Source organism: Candidatus Aminicenantes bacterium, from assembly GCA_026393855.1.
Taxonomy (GTDB): Bacteria; Acidobacteriota; Aminicenantia; order Aminicenantales; family UBA4085; genus UBA4085.
On the sequence record JAPKZJ010000026.1, the window covers coordinates 12304 to 32218 of the forward strand.

Genomic DNA, 19915 nt, shown 5'->3' on the forward strand with positions numbered 1-19915 from the left:
AAAAAAAAGGTCTTCTGAAGCCTTGCGATCGCCAATATTTTCAGGCAGATAGAGCGGCGCTTTGACATTCCCGGGCCGAATTGATAATTTGGCCGGGTGGGAATTGCCGATTGGATCGTTCTGGCCGCCCTGTGCCTGCTCTCTCTGGGCGTGGGCCTGTTTTTCACCCGCCGGGCCGGCCGCGACGGAGCCTCCGGCTATTTCACCGGCAACCGCAGCCTCCCCTGGTGGGCCATCGGGCTGTCCAACACCGCCACTTATCAATCCGGCAACGGCGGCTTCATCATGCTCATCCTGGTCTTTGGGCTGGCGGGCAATTGGATGTGGTGGGCCTCCTGGGTCGTCTGGATGCCTCTCGTGGCCGTCGTCTGGGCCGGGATGTGGCGGCGGATGGGTGTCGTCACGACGGCCGAGCTCATCACCCTCCGCTACGGCGGGCGGCCGGCCGTCATCGCCCGTCGGCTTTACGCCTTCCTGCTGTTCGCCTACGCGATCATCATCATCGCCTACATCACGGGGTTCTTCGCCAAGACGGTGGCCCCGCTTCTGCCGCTTTCCGAGATTCAGATCCTACTTCTCTTCGGCGGGGTAACGGCCTTGTACACCGTCTTCGGCGGCCTGGCCGGCGTCGTGTTCACCGACGTCGTCCAGTTCGGCATCCTACTCGCAGGGAGCCTGGCCTTCTTCTTCCTGACCGTGCCGCAGCATGGCGGCTGGGCGGCCGTCATCGACCGGGTCCGGATGATCCGGCCCGCCGGCCTGCAACAGATTCCTCCGACGCCGCTCATCCCGGCCCTGACCCTGGCCATGCTGGTGGTGCAGGGGCTTTTCTACGCCGGCTCGCCCACCGCCGGCGAGGGCATGACCGCCCAGCGGTTCATGGGCGCCAAGAACGAGAAGCACGCCATCGGCGGCCAGCTCTTCAACTCCTTTCTGGCCTTATCGCTGCGGACCATCCCCCTCATCGGGCTGGGAGTCGTCGCACTATCGCTCTTCTGGACCAAGGACTTGGTCGGCCAGGTCGGCCCCGTCCCGGCGGGCGCGAAGCTGTTGGCCGATCCGGCCCATGCCTGGGGCGAGCTCATCCGAGCCACTCGCCTGCCGGCCGGATTCATCGGCGTCCTGGTGGCTTCGGAAGCCGCCGCCTTCATGTCGACGCTGAGCTCGCTCATCAACTGGGGCTCGAGCCTGGTCATCAACGATTTCTACCGGCCGCAGCGCCCTGCCGATCCACCGCGCCGGCAGGTATTGGTCAGCCGAATGACGACCCTGGTCCTTTTCGTCGTGGCCGCAGTCGTGGCCGTCCTGTTCGTCGAGGGCATGGTCAGCTGGTTCCTGTTCATCAATTCGGTCATGGTCGTCTTCATCCTGCCGCTGTCGTGGTTTCGCTTCTTCTGGTGGCGGTTCAACGTCTGGGGCGAGATCGCGGCCATCGTCTTGGGCTTGCCCTTATCCGTCCTGCTCTGGTTCGGCCTGGGCTTCCAGCACAAGCCCTTCTGGCAGGGGACGGGCCTGCTGTTTCTGGTCAGCCTCGTCGTGCTGATCGGAGTGACCCTGCTCACGCCCGCCGAGAAGACGGAGACGCTGGTCGCCTTCTACGAGCGCTGCCGCCCGCCGGGGCGTTGGAAAGGCATCCGCGAAAAAGCCCGGGAGGGCACGATCGCGCCGAAAACGGGCCGGCTCGTCGCCGACGGCTTGATCGGGATCGGCGCCTGCCTCGGCCTGGTCGTGGCGACCAATGCCGTGTTCGCGGGATCCTGGGGCTTGCTCGCCGCAGGCGCGGCGGGCGCGGGCCTGTTCGGCGCGGCCTTGATCCGGCGGGTTCTTTAAAGGCGACAGGGGGAATCCGGCGGCCGCGAGCGCGGCCTGGAGGAGAGCGATGCGAAAAATAACCATAACGGCGGTCCTCGTCATTCTGGTTGTCGGCGCCCTCGTCGTCGTCGCGGGCGTCAACGCGGCGATCCCCGCGCCTTTGGCGGCGGCGGCAAAAATTCAGGCCGCCCCCGTCGCGGTCCCCTATCGGGTGACCATTCCGGAAAACCCCCTGCCGTTCCCGACTCCGCTTCCCGCGGGGCAGGCCGAGCCGCGGTTCAAGATCCGGGGCACGAAGGGCTGGGCCTGGAGCTTCGATCAATATCTGGCCGAGATTCCGACCCTGCGGCAGGGCCGGATGAATTTTCTGATGAGCTGCTACACCAGCGTCTTCAGCGACCGAGAGAAGCTCGTGAACCGCTGGCGAGAGCCGTTTTCGGAGGAAACGAAGCGGGGCCTGGCCGCCGTCGCCCAAGCCTGTCGCGACAACGGGATCACCTTTTGCTTCTCCTTCCATCCGGCGCTTTTCACCGACAGCCCCCTGCGTCTGGACAGCGCCGAAGACTTCGAGATTCTTTGGTCCCGCTTCGCCTGGGTCCAAGGCCTGGGCGTGCGCTGGTTCAGCCTGTCGTATGACGACATCGACGTCAAGGGCAAGACGCCGGCCGAGCTCGGAGCGGGCCATGCCGGCTTGGCCGACAAGCTCGGGCAGAGGCTCCGGGTCAAGGATCCGGGAGCGCAGCTGATCTTCTGCCCGACGTATTATTGGGGCCGGGGCGACGCCGGCGACGCCAAGGCCTACCTCGAAGCCCTCGGCCGAAGCCTCGACCCGGATATTTTTCTGTTCTGGACGGGAGACGCGGTCGTCACCCCGCGCATCACCCGGGCGGCGGCCGAATCGTTTAAAAAGGCGGTCCGCCACAAGCTTATCCTCTGGGACAACTACCCGGTCAACGACCGAACCGGGGCCCTGCACCTCGGCCCGCTTGTCGGCCGCGATCCCGACCTGGACGAAGTCGTGGACGGGTACATGGCCAACCCGCTTTCCCCTCAGAACGAGATCAACCGCATCCCGCTCCTGACCTGCGCTGATTACGCATACAACCCGCGGGCCTATGATCCCGCCCGCTCCATCGGGCAGGCCGTCGCCCTGCAGGATCCATCGCCCGCGCGCCGCCAGACGCTGGCCGACTTGGTCGGCATCTACCCGGGGAATCTTCTTTCGGGCAGCAGCTCCACGGCTTACAACTGCGCCGTTGAAACGATGGCGGCCCGCCTGAAAGGGCCTGGCGGCTCGGACGCCGGAGCGTCCTTTCTGGCTTCGGTCAAGGACGTCGCGCACCGGCTGGAGGTAGAATTCCCGGGCCGCTATGCCGAAACGAAAAAGACGATCGCCGCCCACATCGGCCTGATGAGGAAGATGACGGTGCCGCCCGCCGGGAAGACGGTCTCGCTTTCCAAGGCCGCCCTCCTGGACAAGATCCGCGGCGGCTGGGCCGGTCAGACGATCGGCTGCACCTACGGCGGCCCGACCGAGTTCCGCTACCAGGGGACGTTCATCCCCGACGGCCAGCCGATCCCTTGGGACGACGGGGCCATGGCCCGGGCTTTCCGCGACTCGCCCGGCCTTTACGACGACGTCTACATGGACCTGACCTTCGTCAAGGTCCTGGACAAGGAGGGGCTCGGGGCCAAGGCCGAGGCCTTCGCCAAAGCTTTCGCCGAAGCGCCTTACCCCCTTTGGCACGCCAACCAGATGGCCCGCTCCAACATCCTGCGCGGCCTGCTGCCACCGCGCTCCGGCCATTGGCTGGACAATCCCCACGCCGACGACATCGACTTCCAGATCGAGGCGGATTTCGCCGGCCTGATGGCGCCCGGCCTGCCCAACGCAGCGGCGGAGATCTGCGACCGGGTCGGCCACATCATGAATTACGGCGACGGCTGGTACGGCGGGGTCTATATCGCCGAGATGCTGGCGCTGGCCTTCGGCGAGACGGACATCCCGACGATCGCCGAGAAAGCCCTGCGGGCCATCCCGGCCCAGAGCGATTTCGCTCGGGCCATGCGCGACGTGATCGCGGGCTGGCGCGAGAACCCGGCGGACTGGCGGGCGAACTGGTTCAAGATCCAGCGCCGCTACGGCGACGAGGTCGGATGCCCCGAAGGCGTCTTCTCTCCCTTCGACATCGACGCCAAGATCAACGCGGCCTGGGTCCTGATCGGCCTTCTCTACGGCGGGGGCGATTTCGGCCGGACGCTGGACATCGCCGCCCGCTGCGGCGACGACTCCGATTGCAACCCGGCCTCGGCCGGCGGGATCCTTGGGGTCCTCTACGGGCTGAGCGGCATCCCTGATCGATGGAAAGCCGGGCTGGCCGCGGTCGAGGACATCGCCTTCCCCTACGTCGGGATTTCCCTCCGCCAGGCGGCCGACATGTCCTTCCGGCAGGCCCTGGCCATGGTGGCGAAGGCCGGCGGGCGGACCGACGGGGATGCCGTATCGATCTCGACCCAGGAGCCCACCGAAGTGCCGCTCGAGATTTCGTTCGCCGGCTTGCGGCCCCTCGAGCGCCGCCCGATCAACCGCGATCTGCGGGCGGAGTACGCCTTCGAGTTCGCGGGGAAGGGATTCGCCGTGAACGGCGGGACCCGGATCGGCGAGGCGGGGCCGGCGGAATTGCGGGTCGAAGTCTGGATCGACGAGAAGCGGCGGGAAACAGCCGTCCTGCCGACGAACGACCATGACCGCCGGGACACACCGTTTTGGGCCTACGATCTCGCGGATGGCCGCCATACGGTCCGGCTCGTCCTGATCAATCCGGCCGAGAAGGCAAGCGTTCGGCTGGACAGCCTGATCGTCTATGGCGCGGCGGATCGCCGTTGACCGGGGCGCGGACGTGGAACATAATAAACCCTGTTAATACTGAGCGGTGCGTATTACCCCGGTTTAAAATCGGGGTTTCAGCGCCGCGAACGTATGAGCGCGCAGCCGGAAAACGACCGCCCATGACGACGACCGACGCCATCGATGAAATCCTTGGGAGCCGCGTCTTCGCCGTCGTCGGCGCTTCGCGCGACGGGCGCAAGTACGGTTCCATCGTCTTCGCCGACCTCCTGGACAAGGGCTACCGGGCTTATCCGGTCAATCCCCATGCATCCGAGATCCTGGGCCGCCGCGCCTACCCGACGATCGCCTCCCTTCCCGCCGACGTCGAAGCCCTGGTCCTGGTGATGCCGCCGGTGCGATCCGAACAGGCCGTCCAAGAGGCCCTGGCCGCGGGCATCCGCCGCGTCTGGATGCAGCCGGGAGCGGAGTCGGCGGCCGCCGTCGCGTTCTGCGCCGGGAACGGCATCACCGTCGTCAGCGGAGTCTGCCTGATGATGCAGGCCCTCAAAGCGGATTGCGGTCAAGGCTAGAAAGGAGCACAAACATGGCCAAGGTCTATTATGTCGGCGATTGGGCAGTGATGACGGGACCGGTCTTCGCCGAGACGCCGTTCTTCCATTCCCCGAAGGGCCTGGACATCTTTAATTACGGCGTCTGGCTGAAGGATGCCCTGGAGTCGACGGGCGAGCACCAGGTCGCTTCCATCCCGAGCTGGGACTTCTATAATCGATTGGGGCCCGGCGACTACGAGAAGATCCTGGACGAATATGACGTCTTCATCTTCAGCGACGTGGACGCCAAGCTCTTCCAACTGGCCCCCAATTTCTTCGATCGCTCCAAGTTCGGCCGCAAGCCGCTCGTTTTCCCCGACCGCCTGCGGTTGACTCTGGAAGCGGTCAAAGCCGGCAAGGGGCTGATGCTTCTGGGCGGCTGGTATTCCTTCAACGGGGAGCTGGGCAAGGGCGGCTGGGGGCGCACGCTCCTCAAGAATCTCCTGCCGGTCCGCTGCCTGGACTACGAGGACCTAGTCGAATCGACGGAGGGCTATGCGCCGTTGGCGACGCCGGCCGGACGGACGTTCTTCCGGGGAATCAACCTGGGCTCGATGCCGCCGCTCCTGGGGTATAACAAGACCGTTCCGATCAAAGACGGCCGCGTCCTGCTCAAAGTCAAGGAGACGGGCGACCCGTTGGTAGCCGTCCGGGAATTCGGCCAGGGCCGCGTCCTGGCCTACACGTCGGACCCCGCCCCCCACTGGGGCTGCAACTTCGTCTATTGGGACGGCTATCCGGCTTTCTGGCTGACCTGCCTCGACTACGTGATCAAGGCCGGTCCCAAGCGCTGGGTGTGATGCCACGCGAAAAAGACTCCTTGCTCTGCGGCTATGGCGAAGCGGTGATCACCCCGCCCCAAGGTGTCGATCTTTGCGGCTACGGCTTCTATCTGAACCGCAAGGCGAAGCGCGTCCGGGACGACTTAAAATCCCGGGTTCTTTATCTGCGCCGCGGAAACACGGGCACGGTCATCGTCGCCTGCGACCTCATCGGCCTGACGGTGGAGTTGTCGGACGCGATCCGCGAAGCGATCGCGAAGAACATCGGCCTGCCGCGCGCGTCGGTCCTGCTGACTTGCACCCACACCCATTCGGGACCGGCCGTCCATCCGATGCCGGGGCTGGGAGACGCCGCACCCGGATTCGCAGACAAGCTGCGCACAATCGTCGTCGACACAGCCGCAGCGGCCGAGCGCGACGTCCGGCCGGCGGCCGCGGCCTGGGCCTTCGAAATGATCGAGCCGATCGGCTATAACCGCCGGACCGGCGACTTCCGGGACATCGACCCGCTCTTGAAGACGATCGTCTTCGACCGCGGCGTCGACCGGATCCATCTCTGGAGCTACGCCTGCCACGCCGTCGTCCTGGGCCCGGGGCCGGAGATCTCGGCCGATTGGCCCGGCGCGGCGGCGGCCGCCCTCGAAGCCCGCGGCCGACGGGGCGTGTTCCTGCAGGGTTTCTGCGGCGACGTCGACCCGGTCACCCAAGCCGCCCATTGGGGGGAAGGGACCAGGGAGGATCTCGAGCTTTATGGCGAGATCATCGCCGGCCGGCTGGTCAGGGCGGAAAGCCGGGCCGTCGCGCTGAAAGCGGCGACCGTGAAGGCGGACGAAATCCGGGTCGCCCTCCCGCTGCAGGTTTATAGCGCCGCGCGCATCGGCCTGTTCGCCGCATCGTTCGCCAAACGCTATGATCGTTTCCCGGGTGCGGCCCGGTTTGCCCGGGAATGGGAAGTCCGGGCCTTGGCCGAACGGGCGGACATGCGGCGGGATCCCCGCCTCTTAGGCATCCCCGGGCAAGCCCTGGCCATCGGTTCCGTCAAGATCGCTGCCCTGCCGGGGGAAATCTTCGCCGGTTATGCCGCCGCTTGGCGCCGCGCGTCCGATCCGATCATGCCCGTCGGCTTCGCCAACGGCGTCGTGGGGTACATCCCCACGTCCGAGGCCTACGACGATCCCTCTGACTATGCGGCTTGGTGCGCGCCGATGATCTATGGCGTCTTTCCGTTCCGGCCGGATGCCGGGGCGATCCTGTTGAAACGAGTCCGGGCGCTGCTGAGCAACTTATAAAAGATTCTTCTCCTATCTTCGGGAAACATCGGCGGTTCGGGGTATCGGCCCGGCGGCTTCGCGATTTCGCCATTGGCCGACACCCCCGTCCGCGTTCATTTCCCGGAGATAGGAGCTGATCCTTTTAAAACCCTTTTTATCGACGGGCCTGGATCGATAAAGCCAGGGCTTCATACGGCCGTAGCTTCCGGCGGATCGAAGCCAGCTCCTTCCCCGTCATCGTCCGGCTCATTCCGGTCAGCAGGTCGGTCAGCTCATAGGAACGGTCGGGCTTCAGAAAGCGCGGGTGCAAATCCAGATCGACGAGGCCAGGCCCCGGGTTGGTCGCCGCCAGCGCGGCAGCGTCCCGGTTCCCGGATTGAGCGATATCCATGACTTCCGCGACGCCATCCCAATCAAAAGGCCTCATTTTCCCAGAACGGGCCAGGGCGAAATCGATGATATCGAGCAGGAGGGCAGGCGCTTTCGCGGCGGCATCCTTCAGGCTCAACGAACAGGTCACGACCGCCCCCAGCCCGAAAGTGTTGACCAGAACCGCAGCCCCGCCGTCATCGAAGACGACGGCGGCATGCGCGGTTGTCGGAGTCCAGGCGGATGCCTGAAGCCCCGCCAGCGCGAACCCGCGGCCCGCGGGCGCATGTCCGCCCGCGGCGACTGCCGCCAAGGCCGGTTCGCGGATGATCAGGTGTGACCGTGGGGCCGACGCCCCCTCTTTTCCTCCGACCAGCGCCTCGCGGTCGAACAGATCGCCGTAGGGGATCGCCGGCCCGAACAGGATCGCGGTCCCGCCCTTCTCGACGAAGGCCTTGAGCAGGGCGCTGTCGGTGTCCTGCATACCGGAAATGTCGGCCAGGATGAGCACGGTCTTTCGCGCCAGCCAGCCGTTCATCTGCGCCTCGTTCCGGCCGTAGGGATAAAAAGGCAGGATCTCCTCGCCGCGGGGCGGGATAAACGGCTCGATGTCGGCCGCGAGGCCGACCGTCCGCAGGGCGTCCAGGGCGGGGACGATCGAAGCCGACCAGCGATCGGTCCACCAGTCGCTGTAGGGAATGTAGAGCGTCACGTCCCCCGGCCATACGGCCGCCTTCCCCGCCGCGGCCCGATAAAACCGCAGCCCTTTCTCGACCGCGGCTCCCGTCTCAAGCGCGGCCGGGTTGGTCCGGCCCATGCGGTAAACATTGGTATGCCAGGTGAAGAGCGTGATCCCGTCCGGGCCGGCCGAAGTCGAGGCGCTGGCGATCTGATCGAAGGCGTCCGCCGGAGTGGCCAAATAATCGCCGCCGTAACGGCGCTCGAGATAGCCAAAGAGCTCTACGTGCGAGAGTGCGATCTTGCCGGCGGCGCGCATGGCCCCGGCTGAAAGGGCCGCGAAATCGCGCGTCCGCCGGACCGGGAAATTCTTGCGGTTATCCGGCCGATAGGAGGCCTCGAAAGCACCCTGGTAGATCGAAATGTCCAGGCTGTCGATCGCCGCCAAGTACCCGGCCAGGAGCGGATCGTCCAGATAAGGCGCGCAGGCGGAATACAGCCCCCGATCGAGGGCCTTGACGGCATCGGAAAACTCGCGGACGTGGGCGGCGAAATAAGTGCCGCTCCCCTCCTGATAGTCGTAGAACCCGAAGAGAGAGGGGTGGCTCCCGTAAAGCGACCACATCTCCCGCATGACTTCGCGCTGGCTGGCCCACCGCTCGGCCCCCGGCAGCAAGCGGGTCATATCCCAGACGACCGAGAGCAGAACGGGCATCCCGAGCCGATCGGCCAGCTCCAGGGTCTTGCCGACGCGGTCTTCGGGCGAACCGGCCGCCGCGGCCTTGGCGCAATAGGCGGACGGATACCAGGCCTTACCGTTGATATTGTCGTGAACGACAACCAGATTGCCGCCGATAGCTTTGAAGCCGTGCATATAGCGCTCGACGTCCCCGCCCGGATCGGCTCCGTCGACGGCGCTGGTGATGAAAAAGTCGCCCACGGCGCGGCCCACGAGCCAAGCCGCCTTGCCCGCCGTCCGACCGGGCCCGGCGGCGACGGACGCCGTAACGACATAGAAGCCTTCGGGCGCGTCCGCCGGGAGATCGACGACGGAGGTCCATTCACCGGCCCGGGAAGGATCCCGTCGGGCATCCAGCATCCGGGTCCCCCGCCCGGGCGTCAGAAGCTCGACCTTCAAATCGCGATCCGCGGACGCGAGCCCGATTTTGATCCGGACCTCGACGCGATCCCCAGGCGCCGCCCGGCGGCCCCCCACGGAGGCCTCGATCTTGATCTTTTTCGCCTCGCCGGGGCGGGGCCGATCGGCCCGGCAGGCAGGCATGAGGAAGGCGGCGAGAACGATGACAGCGCAAAGGATGCGGGATCGGACAGCTGACGTCATGGCGACCTCCCGGCCCGGGCGGGCCAGGTCCGATTCTATCCGAGGAGCGGCGGCGAGGCCAGGCCGGCTCAGCCCATGCGGCCGATCATCTTCTTCAAGGCCCCGCCCTTCATCATCCGCTGCATCTCCTGGAACTGCTTGAGGAGCTGGTTGACCTCGTGCACCGGACGGCCGCTGCCGCGGCCGATCCGCCGGCGCCGGCTGCCGTCGATGATCTTCGGATTGTTCCTCTCCTGCTCGGTCATGGAGCCGATGATGGCCTCAAAGTGAAGCAGCTTGCGGTCGTCGATGTCGGCCGAGGCCAGCTTCTTGAAGGCTCCCGAGCCGGGTAGGTGGCTCAAGAGGCCGGAAAGCGAGCCCATCTTCTTGATCTGGCCGAGCTGTTTGCGGAAATCGTCCAGGGTGAACTCGGCCTTGCGAAGCTTGCGGGCCATCTCCTCGGCCTCTTTGAGATCAGAGGCCTCCTCCGCCTTCTCGATCAGCCCCAGCATATCGCCCATGCCCAGGATGCGCGAAGCCATCCGGTCGGGGTGGAAGACCTCGAGCTGGTCGGGCTTCTCGCCGACGCCGACAAACTTGATCGGCTTGCCGGTAACCATGACGACCGACAGGGCCGCGCCGCCGCGGGCGTCGCCGTCCAGCTTGGTCAGGATGACCGAGGTGATGCCGATCCGCTCGGCGAAGGCCTGGGCGCTCTTGACGGCATCTTGGCCGGTCATGGCGTCCCCGACGTAGATCGTCTCGATGGGGGCCAGGCTGGTCTTGACCAGCTTGAGCTCGTCCATCAGCTCGTCGTCGATGTGCAGACGGCCTGCGGTGTCGACCAACAAAAGATCGTGGCCGCGGTCTTTCGTCTCCCGGAGGAGATCGCGGAGGGCCTCCTGCGGCCGGGCCATTTTTTCCGTCGTCATCTCGTAGCAAGGCAGGCGGAGGGACGCGGCGATGATCTTGAGCTGATCCTGGGCGGCCGGCCGCTTGAGGTCGAAGGAGACAAGCAAGGGGTGGCGGCCTTTGCCCAGGGCCCAACGGGCCAGCTTGCCGGTCGTGGTCGTCTTGCCCGAGCCTTGCAGGCCGACCATCATGAAGATCGAGGGCGGGGTGTTGGCGAATTGGAGGGGCTTGTCGGTTCCGCCCAGCACGGCCGTCATCTCGTCGCGGACGATCTTGATGACCTGCTGGGCCGGGGTCAAGCTCTCCAGCACCTCCCGGTGCAGGGCCTTCTCCCGAATGCGGGCTTCGAAGTCCTTGACGACTTTATAGTTGACGTCGGCCTCGAGGAAGGCCATCCGGAGCATCCGGAGAGCCTCGGCCATGTTCTTCTCGGTGACCTGGACCTCGCCCTTGAGATATTTCATCACCTTCTGGAGGCGTTCGGATAGTTGATCGAACATGGCGGTGGCTCGCGGGGGCGCCGGAGGTGAGCCTACTTCTTGAAGCTCAGGACGAGGCCGCCTGAGGAACCGGACTCAACCCGCGTCTCCAGGTCGGTCCGGGCGGCCATGAAGTCCCAGTATTCGCGAGTCCAGCCACGGCCTCGGCCGAAGATGTTGTGGACGGCAATGCAGCCGCCCTTGGCCAGCTTAGGCAGGAGGTCCTTGGCGTACTGGAGGTTCCACTCTTTGTCCGCGTCCAGAAAGACGAAGTCGAACGGCCCGACGAGCTTGGGCACGATCCCGTGGGCGTCGCCGAGGCGGGCCTCGATCCGGTCGGCCAGACCGGCGGCCTTGAAGTTCTGGACAGCCTCGCCGTGGCGGTCGGCGTCGATCTCGATGGTGATCAGGCGGCCATTGGTCTTGCTCAGGGCCCAGGCGATCCAAGTTCCCGAGTGGCCGGTGGAGGTCCCAACCTCGAGAGCCCGCTTATAGCCTTTCTCGACGATCAGGTCGAACAGGATCTTGCCGTCGGCGGAAGGGATGTTCAGATCGTGCCAGCGGCCGTCCCGCTGGTCCAGGAAAGCGCGAACTTTGGCGTCCAGATCTTGCGGCGAACGAGCCGGGGCCGCGGCCAGGGCCAAGGCGGCGAGAAGCAGCGCGGCCAAGGCCGGATGGAAGGCGAATCGTCGTTGGGTCATGATACCGTTCTCTTTTTCTCCGGAAACGCCTCCTATTATAGATGGAAGCGCCCGAAAAACGAACCCCCTCGCAGATTGTGCCCGCGGGCGGGAATTGCTAGACTGGCCTCATGCACGGCAAGAAGATCCCCCTGCTTCTCCTGTTCGCCTGCGCGATCCCGGCCCTGGCGCTCGAACCGCCGACCCGGGCCGAGCACGATCAATACCTGCGCGACGGGAGCCTTGCCCAGCGCCTGGCCAACGCCCGCGCCTTCGGCAACCATCTCGTCGACCCGGCTCTTGTTTGGGACCTGCGGGTTCGACTGGAGCGGGCCGCCCTGGGTCTGCCGGAGGGCCCGCTGGGAGCGCTCGGCCTGCCCAGCGGCCGGCGCGGCGGGCTGCCGGCGAAGGGCAGCGTCAAGGTTTTCGCCCTGCTGATCGATTTCTCCGACTTCCCCGCCGTCAATTCCGTTTCCACGATCGCCTCCAAGCTGTTCGGCGACGGAGACACCGGCTACCCTTACGAAAGCCTGCGCAACTACTACCGCCGGGCCTCCTACAACATGCTCGAGATCGGCGGCTCGGTCCTCGGCTGGTACAGGCCGTCCTATACCCGGACTTCCATGCCGCAGACCACCTCCGCCCGGGAGGCGCTGATCAAGGAGGCTTTGCTCCATTTCGACGCCCAGGGCCACGACTTCTCCAAGTACGACAACGACGGCAACGGGACCATCGATTATTTCGTCGTCGTCTGGGCCGGGCCGAACAACGGTTGGAGCAATTTCTGGTGGGGCTACCAGACCAGCTTCTCCGACCAGACCTTCCAGCTGGACGGCAAGCGGTTCTATGCCGCCAAGTATTCCTGGCAATGGGAATCCCGTTACTGGCCGGGGGCTTACGATCAGATCGTGGTCATGCATGAGACCGGCCACGCCCTGGGCCTGCCCGATTACTACGACTACGACGCCACCGTCGGGCCGGGCGGGGGGCTGGGCGGGTTCGACATGATGGACGCCAACCGCGGCGACCACAACTGTTTCAGCAAAATGCTGTTGGATTGGATCTCCCCGCAAGCCTTCGTCTATGGGACGCGCGGCTTTGCCCTGGGAGCGTCCGGCGGCGGGCAGGACGCGCTGATCCTGATGCCGGAGTCCTCCGCATCCCAGCCGTTCGATGAATTCTTCATGGTCCAGAACCGGACCCGGGCCGCCAACGACGCGACCCTGCCGGGAGACGGGCTGATCGTCTGGCACGTCGACGCCCGGCTGAACACGGCCGGAACGAACTTCCGCTACGACAATTCCTACACCGACCACAAGCTCGTCCGGCTGATGGAGGCCGACGGGCTGGAGCAGATCGAGCGGGGGTACGCCGCGGGAGCCGCCGATTACTACACCGCCGGCCGGACGCTGTCGCCGCTGACCACACCCAACTGTAGCCGCTACGACGGGACCTCGCCCGGCCTGACGCTCAGCTCCATCGGCGCCGCCGGCCCGGTCATGGCCTTCGCCGCCGACATCCATTACACCCTCTTTCCGCCGGCCGGGGCCTCGCTGACCAGGCTTCAGAGCGACTTCATCTTCTTCATCGAATACATCAACAAGCTCGCCTGGGCCAACGACGCCCGGAACCGGACCCGGATCGAGAGCTACCGAATCTACAAAAAGCCCAAGGGCGCGGGGGACGAAGCTTATGTCCTCCTGGCCGAGATCGCGGCCGAAGCCTCCCCCGTCTACGAACACAGGGGGCTGAAAAAGGACGAGGCCTACGCCTACCGAATCATCGCCATCGATGCCAACGGCGTCGAGAGCACCGGGGCGGAGGTGATCCAGTGAGCCGCCGGTCCTGGGGCCGGGCGGCGGCGCGAATGGCCGCGGCGGCTCTGGCTTGGGCCGCCGTCCTGGCCGGCCCGGTGTCCGCCCTGACGTTGCGGCTCGACGGAAACGCGGTCTGGCGAAATCAGAACGACGCCAAGATCCGGCAAACCTACGGCAGCGGCGTCGCCGTCACGGCCGGGTTCGATCTCGTCTTCCGTTCCGGCTGGGAAGCCGGTCTTCGGTTCGAATCGGCCGCTTCCCGCGCCGGGATGCTCGGCCTATCGGCATCCGCGGCCGAGTTCGGGCTATGGGGCTTGGACGCCACGATCGGCCGGGAGATCCGCCTGGGGGCGGCCGGCTTCTATGCGCGCGGCGGTATCGGGCTCTATCACTACAAACAGACCGTGGACTACGCCTACGTCCAGGACCACAGAGTCAACCGATTCGCTCCCGCGGGCGTCATCGCCGTCGGAATCCGATTCTACCCGTGGCGCTTCCTGTTCCTGTCCGCGGACGCGAAGTACGTCGTTCTCCCCGTCAAGCCGTACGGCCAGGCCGTCGATCTCGGCGGCATCCGGCTGGGCGGCGGCCTGGGCTTCATCTTCGGCCGACGATAAGGGGAGCCGAGCGCACGGCCCGGGCCGGACCGAAGCCCGCCGACACGGAGGTCATCAAGATGAAGAACAAGAAGAAAAGGCGGCCGATCCGGTTTCGCCTCGCATCCCTCGCGCTGATCGCGGCCGCGTCCGCCTGTTTTCACCCTCGCCCCCCGACAGTTGACGCCATCGAGCTCGTGGAGAGCGTCCCGGTCGAGACCGGCCTCGACAACGCCGATCTGCGCAACACCGCGGACGTGTGGTGCGAGATGATCCGCTCGGCCCGCGAAACGATAGAGATGGGGCAGTTCTACTATGCCCACCGGCCGGGAGAGACGCTCGACCGGGTGATCCTCGAGCTGGCGGCCGCGGCCCGCCGCGGCGTCCCTATCCGCTGTTTAGCGGACAGCCGGATGTCCGCCACCTACCCGATCCTGTTGGATGCGCTGCGTCATATGCCCGGCGTCTCCGTGCGCCTCATCGATTTCGCCGCCCTGGCCGGCGGGACGCACCACGCGAAATACATCATCGTCGACGGCGAAACGGTTTTCATCGGCAGTCCAAATTTCGACTGGCGGTCGCTGACCCACATTCACGAGTTGGGACTGAGGATCCGCGATCGGCGTCTGGCTGCGGTCTACCGGCGCATCTTCGAGATGGATTGGCGGCTGGCGGGAGGGCAGTCGCGCGAAAGCGTCCTCGGCGAGCTGGCGGCCAAGGTCGAGCCCGCATTCGAGGTGTCGTCGAAAAGGTATGGGCGCGTTTCCCTGCAGCCGACCGCCAGTCCAATGTCCCTGATTCCGGATCCGTCGCTATGGGATGAAACCCGAATCGGCCGGCTTTTAAGCGAAGCCCGGCGCGAGATCTGTCTGCAGTTTCTCTCCTATTCGCCGGTCGGCCGGGATTCGTCGCCTTATGTAGCTTTGGACGGCGCCTTGCGGCGCGCCGCCGGCCGCGGCGTCCGCGTCCGGCTCTTAGTGGCGGATTGGCAAAAGGGCACCCCGGCGGAGAGAGCTTTGAAGGATCTGGCCGCGGTGCCGAATATCGAAGTCCGGTTCAGCGTCATCCCCGAATGGTCCGGCGGCTACATCCCCTATGCCCGCGTCGAGCACTGCAAGTTCGTTCTGGTAGACGGCGGGAAGTTCTGGCTGGGAACCAGCAACGGGGAGAAAAGCTATTTCCATGATTCACGGAACCTAGGGCTGATCGTCGACAGCGCGCCGATGGCGCAGCGGCTGCGACGCGTCTTCTATAAAAGCTGGGACGGCGGGACCGCTGAGGCGGTCGATCCGGCAAGAACCTACTCTCCCCGTCGGCACGGGGAGGAATGAAAAATATTGGGATGGCCTATACGGCCCCGCGTTTCTTAGGCTATAATTCTTTCTAAGCCCATGAAACTTCTCAAGATCGGCATTTCCGGCGTCCGCGGCATCGTGGGCGAGTCGCTGACCCCCAAAACGGTCATGGATTTCGCCGCCGCCTTCGGCGCCTTCGCCGAAGGCCGCCCGCTCGTCCTGGGCCGCGACACCCGGATCCACGGCCCGATGCTGCGGTCCGCCTGCGCGGCAGCCCTTCTCTCGGCCGGATGCGACGTCATCGATCTGGGGGTCTGCCCGACGCCCATCCTGCAGCACGCGGTGCGCGGCCTGGGGGCCGGCGGCGGAGTCTCGATCACGGCCGGCCATAACGACATCCAGTGGAACGCCCTGACTTTCATCAACGCCGAGGGGACTTATCTCAATCCCTTTCAGGGCACCGAAGTTCTGGACATCTATCACGTCGGCCGCTTCCGCAACACCGATACCGACGGGCTGGGCGCGCTGTCCCAAGCCGCAGGGCCGATCGAGGCCTATTTCCAGGCCCTGGGCCGGTTCCTGGATATCGACGCCGTCCGCCGGGCCCGCTTCAAAGTCGTCATCGACGCCTGCTCGGGGGCCGGGGCGCCGTTTCTGAAAGCCTTCGCCGACCGGCTCGGCTTCGATCTCATCCCGATCAACGACGAGCCCAACGGGTTCTTCCCGCATGATCCCGAGCCGAGGCCGCGCAACGCCCAGCAAGCCGTGTCCGTCCTTAAAGCCATCGGGGCGGACGCCGGATTCCTGCTGAACAGCGACGTCAGCCGGGTCTCGCTCGTCAGCGAGACCGGCGAGAGCCTGTCGGAGGAATTCACGTTCCCGCTCGTCGCCGAAGCCGTCCTGGCCCGGCGGCCGGGGCCGATCATCACGAGCTACTCTACCTCCCGGATGATCGAGGACGTCGCCGGGCGGCGCTGCCCTCTCCTGCGAACCAAGGTCGGCCAGTCCCACCTCATCCATGCCGCCCTGCAGGAGGAGGCCATCCTGGCCGGCGAGGGGAGCGGCGGGGTGGCGGCCTTGGATTTCCAGCCCGCCTTCGACGGCTTCCTGACCATGGGCCTTGTTTTGGAGACTCTGGCCAAGACCGGCCTGCGGCTGTCGGCGCTGGTCGGGGCCTTGCCCCGCTATCACATCGTCAAGGAAAAGATCTATTGTCCGCCCGCCCGCATCCACGGGGTCATGGCCGAGATCAAGGCCTTGTTCGGGCCGAAGGCCGTCGACACGGGCGACGGCGTCCGGGTCGAGGACAAGACCGGCTGGGCCCAGGTCCGGGCCTCCTCGACCGAACCCATGGTCCGAGTCATCGCCGAGGACCGCGACCGCGACAAGGCCCGCGCCCGGGCCGACGAAATTCTGAACGACCTCGAGCTGATGGTACGATGAAGAGCAAGACGACCCTCAAGATCTCGATCTCCGGCGCCCGGGGCATCGTCGGCGACAGCCTGACGCCCCAGCTCGCGGCGGCCCTGGCCCAGGCCTTCGGCACCTACGTCGGCGGCGGACCCGTCCTCGTCGGCCGCGACGCCCGCCGCTCGGGGATCATGCTCAGCGAGGCCGTTTCCGCCGGCCTCCTGGCCGTCGGCTGCCGGCCGGTCGACGTGGGCATCTGCGCCATTCCCTCCTTCCTCTTCCTGACCAAGGACCAGCGGGCCGCAGGCGGCATCGCCGTGACCGCCAGCCACAACCCCAAGGAATGGAACGGGCTCAAGTTCATCAGCCGCGACGGGCTCTACCTGACGCCGCGACAGACCGAGGAATACCTTGATATCTACCACCAAGGCGAGTTCGCCCTGGCCCCGGCCGAGCGCCACCGCGTCCCCTCCCATTTGGACGACGCTTCGGATCCGCACCTGCGGCGCATCCTGTCGCGATTCGACACGGCCGTCGTTCGCCGCCGCCGCCTGCGGGTGGCCCTGGACTGCAACAACGGGGCCGGGGCTCTGCTCGGCCCCCGCCTCCTCGAGGCCTTCGGCTGCGAGGTTGTGCCTCTCTATACCGACCCGAACGGCGAATTCGCCCACGAATCCGAGCCCACGCCCGAAAACATCACGGCCGTCTGCCGGGCCGTCCGGGAGTCCAAGGCCGACGTCGGGTTCGTGCAGGACGCCGACGCCGATCGGCTGGCCGTGGTCAACGAACGCGGCGAGCCGCTGGGCGAGGAACTGACCTTGGCCCTGGCCGTCCGCCATGTCCTGGGCAAGCGGAAGGGCTCCGTGGTCTGCAACCTGTCCAGCTCGCGCCTGATCGACGACCTGGCCGCCGAGCGCGGGGTCAAGGTCTTCCGGACCCGGATCGGCGAGATCAACGTGGTCGAAAAGCTTCTATCCGCCCGGCCGCGGGCCGTCATCGGCGGCGAGGGCAACGGCGGGGTCATCGATCCCTCCGTCCATCCCTGCCGCGACAGCTTCACGGCCATGGCCCTGATCCTGGAATCGATGGCCGAGACCCGGCGCAAGGTCTCGGACTTGCAGCATAGCCTGCCCCGATACTTCATGCTCAAGGACCGCATCAGCGGATCGGCCGAACAGGCCCACCGCCTCATCGGGCGGCTCAAGAAGCACTACCAGGCGAAGGGACGGATCGACCTGACCGACGGCTTGAAGGTCGACTTCCCGGATCATTGGATCCACGTCCGGCCGTCCAACACCGAGCCTATCATCCGCGTCCTGGCCGAAGCCAGGACGCGGGCCAAAGCCGCGGCCGCCCTGGACGCCTTGAAAGACGCCATCGCGGCCGCCCTCAAGTCAGCCTGAGCGTCGCGCGAGCCGAAGGCGCCCGGGCCTAGAAAGGAGTTTGCCCATGCCTCGAACCAAGACGACCAAGACCGCCGGGAAGGCCAAAGCCGGGCCCAAAGCCAAGAGCCGGGCGCCGCGCGGAACCAAGCGCGCCGCGGCCGCCAACCCCGTCGGCCGCCCCCCCGCCGCATTCACCCTGATCCGGGCCGGCGCCGTTCTGACGCCGGGAGCCTCGATCCCCGACGGCGCCGTCCTGGCCCGCGGCAAGCGCATCGTGGCGGTCGGTTCCTATAAAAAGATGGGCGCGCTGGTGCGCCGCCTCCATAACCGATCGCGGCGATTCGTCCTGGAAGTCCACGACCGGCGCGGCCTGATCGCGGTTCCGGGATTCATCGACGTCCACCAGCACGGCGGCGGAGGGGCCGATTACATGGACGCCGGGACCGATGCGGTCCGGACCATCCTTCGGACCCACGCCCGGGAGGGCACAACCTCGGTCCTCCCGACCTTGATGACAGCCTCAAAGAAGGCCGTTGAAAAGGCCGCCCGGACGATCGACCAGGTTCGCCGGGAATCCAGGCGCGGCCGTGACAAGATCGCGGCGGGCGCGCTGCCGGAGATCCTCGGCCTCCACCTGGAAGGCCCGCACATCGCGGCCGAGAAACGAGGCGCCCAGCCCCTGGCGAACATCCGCCGCTTCGATCCCGATGCGATCCGGGCCCTGGGCAAGGCCATCAAGACCCCCATCCGCATCGTCACCCTGGCGCCCGAGCTCAAAGGCGCGGAAACCTTCATTCGGTTTCTCGGCGGCCGCGGCATCATCGCCTCGGCCGGCCATTCGGCCGCGACCTTCGAAGAGGCGCTGCGAGGATTCGAGGCCGGCGTCCGCCACGGCACCCATCTTTACAACGCTATGAGCGGGTTCGGCCACCGTGAGCCGGGATTGGCGGGCGCCCTGCTGCTGAACGACGAGGCTTCGGTCGAGCTGATCGCCGACGGGCACCACCTCCACCCGGGCACGATCTTTCTAACCCTGGCGGCCAAGCCGCCGGACAAAGTTCTTCTTGTCACCGACGCAACCCGGCCGGCGGGCATCGACAAGGCGCCCCTGCGAACCAAAGAAGGGAAGCTCTTCGGAAGCACGTTGACCCTTCTTCAAGCCGTCCGCAACGTCATCCGCTGGAGCGGCTGGCCGCTGGCCGACGTCCTGCCCCTCGTCACGACCAACCCCGCCCGACTGCTGGGCCTGGAGAAGAAGAAAGGAGCCCTGGCTAAGGGCTGCGACGCCGACGTCGTCCTCCTGGACTCGGCGCTTCGGGTCCACGACGTTTTTGTCGGGGGAAAGGCCGTTTTCCCCGTCGAATCGCGCCGGAAAGGAAAAGCCGCTCCCGCCAAAATAAGAAAGATATAACTTATTGACCATGTCGATGAGCTCTTCCGGACGGGCCGAGTGACCAGGACTTCCCCCAATAAATAGGCCGGGAACGGTCTAAGTTGTTATATTTCCCGGGATTAGTCTGGACACGAATCTGGAAATCAAAATTGGGGGTACTTTTCGGGATTAGTGAAATAAAATGGGGTCTCTCCGAGCCGAGCCCGAAGGCCGGCTCACGGTTGCAACGCCTGAGGAGACCCCGCATGCATTATGCCAAAACGGCTCTAAAAAT

General features: G+C 66.0%; 14 protein-coding genes. 11 read left to right on the forward strand and 3 right to left on the reverse strand.

Translation table 11 applies throughout. From position 1 onward, the window contains the following. Nucleotides 1-96: 96 nt before the first annotated feature. From NTZ26_03845 to NTZ26_03865, 5 genes are all read left to right on the forward strand, one after another. Complete coding sequence (locus NTZ26_03845; protein ID MCX6559624.1) at nt 97-1830, forward strand: sodium:solute symporter; 1734 nt, start codon at nt 97-99, stop codon at nt 1828-1830. Between the two features lie 49 nt (nt 1831-1879). Continuing rightward, nucleotides 1880-4699, forward strand: coding sequence for a beta-N-acetylglucosaminidase domain-containing protein (locus NTZ26_03850; GenBank protein ID MCX6559625.1), 2820 nt, complete (start codon nt 1880-1882; stop codon nt 4697-4699). A gap of 122 nt (nt 4700-4821) precedes the next feature. Further along, nucleotides 4822-5232 carry a CoA-binding protein gene (locus NTZ26_03855; protein ID MCX6559626.1) on the forward strand — a complete coding sequence of 137 codons (411 nt, stop codon included), beginning with the start codon at nt 4822-4824 and terminating at the stop codon, nt 5230-5232. A gap of 14 nt (nt 5233-5246) precedes the next feature. Then, the gene (locus tag NTZ26_03860) at nt 5247-6053 is read left to right on the forward strand and encodes a glutamine amidotransferase (protein ID MCX6559627.1); all 807 of its coding nucleotides are present in this window, start codon (nt 5247-5249) and stop codon (nt 6051-6053) included. Then, on the forward strand, nt 6053-7324 hold the full coding sequence (locus tag NTZ26_03865; GenBank protein MCX6559628.1) for a hypothetical protein: 1272 nt from the start codon (nt 6053-6055) through the stop codon (nt 7322-7324). The genes NTZ26_03860 and NTZ26_03865 overlap by 1 nt, the downstream gene beginning before the upstream one ends. 136 nt (nt 7325-7460) lie before the next feature. On the opposite strand, the gene NTZ26_03870 is transcribed toward NTZ26_03865, so the two are convergent. From NTZ26_03870 to NTZ26_03880, 3 genes are all read right to left on the reverse strand, one after another. Beyond that, on the reverse strand, nt 7461-9695 hold the full coding sequence (locus NTZ26_03870; protein MCX6559629.1) for a DUF4434 domain-containing protein: 2235 nt from the start codon (nt 9693-9695) through the stop codon (nt 7461-7463). 68 nt (nt 9696-9763) lie between these two features. Further along, entirely contained in the window at nt 9764-11086 is a 1323-nt protein-coding gene (ffh, locus tag NTZ26_03875; protein MCX6559630.1) for a signal recognition particle protein, read from the reverse strand. A gap of 32 nt (nt 11087-11118) precedes the next feature. Further along, entirely contained in the window at nt 11119-11766 is a 648-nt protein-coding gene (locus tag NTZ26_03880; protein ID MCX6559631.1) for a class I SAM-dependent methyltransferase, read from the reverse strand. Nucleotides 11767-11876: 110 nt separating this feature from the next. On the opposite strand from NTZ26_03880, the gene NTZ26_03885 reads away from it, so the two are divergent. From NTZ26_03885 to nagA, 6 genes are read left to right on the forward strand one after another with little or no spacing between them, the layout of a single operon-like run. Beyond that, on the forward strand, nt 11877-13580 hold the full coding sequence (locus NTZ26_03885; GenBank protein ID MCX6559632.1) for a M6 family metalloprotease domain-containing protein: 1704 nt from the start codon (nt 11877-11879) through the stop codon (nt 13578-13580). Next, nucleotides 13577-14179, forward strand: a complete 603-nt coding sequence (locus tag NTZ26_03890; protein MCX6559633.1) for a hypothetical protein — start codon at nt 13577-13579, stop codon at nt 14177-14179. Before NTZ26_03885 ends, NTZ26_03890 begins: the two co-directional genes overlap by 4 nt. 59 nt (nt 14180-14238) lie before the next feature. Then, nucleotides 14239-15489, forward strand: coding sequence for a phospholipase D-like domain-containing protein (locus NTZ26_03895; GenBank protein ID MCX6559634.1), 1251 nt, complete (start codon nt 14239-14241; stop codon nt 15487-15489). 60 nt (nt 15490-15549) lie between these two features. After that, nucleotides 15550-16896 carry a hypothetical protein gene (locus NTZ26_03900; GenBank protein ID MCX6559635.1) on the forward strand — a complete coding sequence of 449 codons (1347 nt, stop codon included), beginning with the start codon at nt 15550-15552 and terminating at the stop codon, nt 16894-16896. Further along, nucleotides 16893-18266: a phosphoglucosamine mutase gene (gene glmM, locus NTZ26_03905; protein ID MCX6559636.1), complete on the forward strand. Its 1374-nt coding sequence runs from the start codon at nt 16893-16895 to the stop codon at nt 18264-18266. Before NTZ26_03900 ends, glmM begins: the two co-directional genes overlap by 4 nt. A 46-nt stretch (nt 18267-18312) precedes the next feature. Then, nucleotides 18313-19659 (forward strand): N-acetylglucosamine-6-phosphate deacetylase, encoded by a 1347-nt coding sequence (gene nagA / locus NTZ26_03910; GenBank protein ID MCX6559637.1) that lies wholly within the window; start codon nt 18313-18315, stop codon nt 19657-19659. Nucleotides 19660-19915: the final 256 nt, after the last annotated feature.

Bases quoted from the DNA above. Each gene is read 5' to 3' on its own strand.
- NTZ26_03850 (MCX6559625.1), top strand. From the start codon at position 1,880: ATGCGAAAAATAACCATAACGGCGGTCCTCGTCATTCTGGTTGTCGGC.
- NTZ26_03855 (MCX6559626.1), top strand. From the start codon at position 4,822: ATGACGACGACCGACGCCATCGATGAAATCCTTGGGAGCCGCGTCTTC.
- NTZ26_03860 (MCX6559627.1), top strand. From the start codon at position 5,247: ATGGCCAAGGTCTATTATGTCGGCGATTGGGCAGTGATGACGGGACCG.
- NTZ26_03865 (MCX6559628.1), top strand. From the start codon at position 6,053: ATGCCACGCGAAAAAGACTCCTTGCTCTGCGGCTATGGCGAAGCGGTG.
- NTZ26_03870 (MCX6559629.1), bottom strand. From the start codon at position 9,695: ATGACGTCAGCTGTCCGATCCCGCATCCTTTGCGCTGTCATCGTTCTC.
- ffh (MCX6559630.1), bottom strand. From the start codon at position 11,086: ATGTTCGATCAACTATCCGAACGCCTCCAGAAGGTGATGAAATATCTC.
- NTZ26_03880 (MCX6559631.1), bottom strand. From the start codon at position 11,766: ATGACCCAACGACGATTCGCCTTCCATCCGGCCTTGGCCGCGCTGCTT.
- NTZ26_03885 (MCX6559632.1), top strand. From the start codon at position 11,877: ATGCACGGCAAGAAGATCCCCCTGCTTCTCCTGTTCGCCTGCGCGATC.
- NTZ26_03895 (MCX6559634.1), top strand. From the start codon at position 14,239: ATGAAGAACAAGAAGAAAAGGCGGCCGATCCGGTTTCGCCTCGCATCC.
- NTZ26_03900 (MCX6559635.1), top strand. From the start codon at position 15,550: ATGAAACTTCTCAAGATCGGCATTTCCGGCGTCCGCGGCATCGTGGGC.
- glmM (MCX6559636.1), top strand. From the start codon at position 16,893: ATGAAGAGCAAGACGACCCTCAAGATCTCGATCTCCGGCGCCCGGGGC.
- nagA (MCX6559637.1), top strand. From the start codon at position 18,313: ATGCCTCGAACCAAGACGACCAAGACCGCCGGGAAGGCCAAAGCCGGG.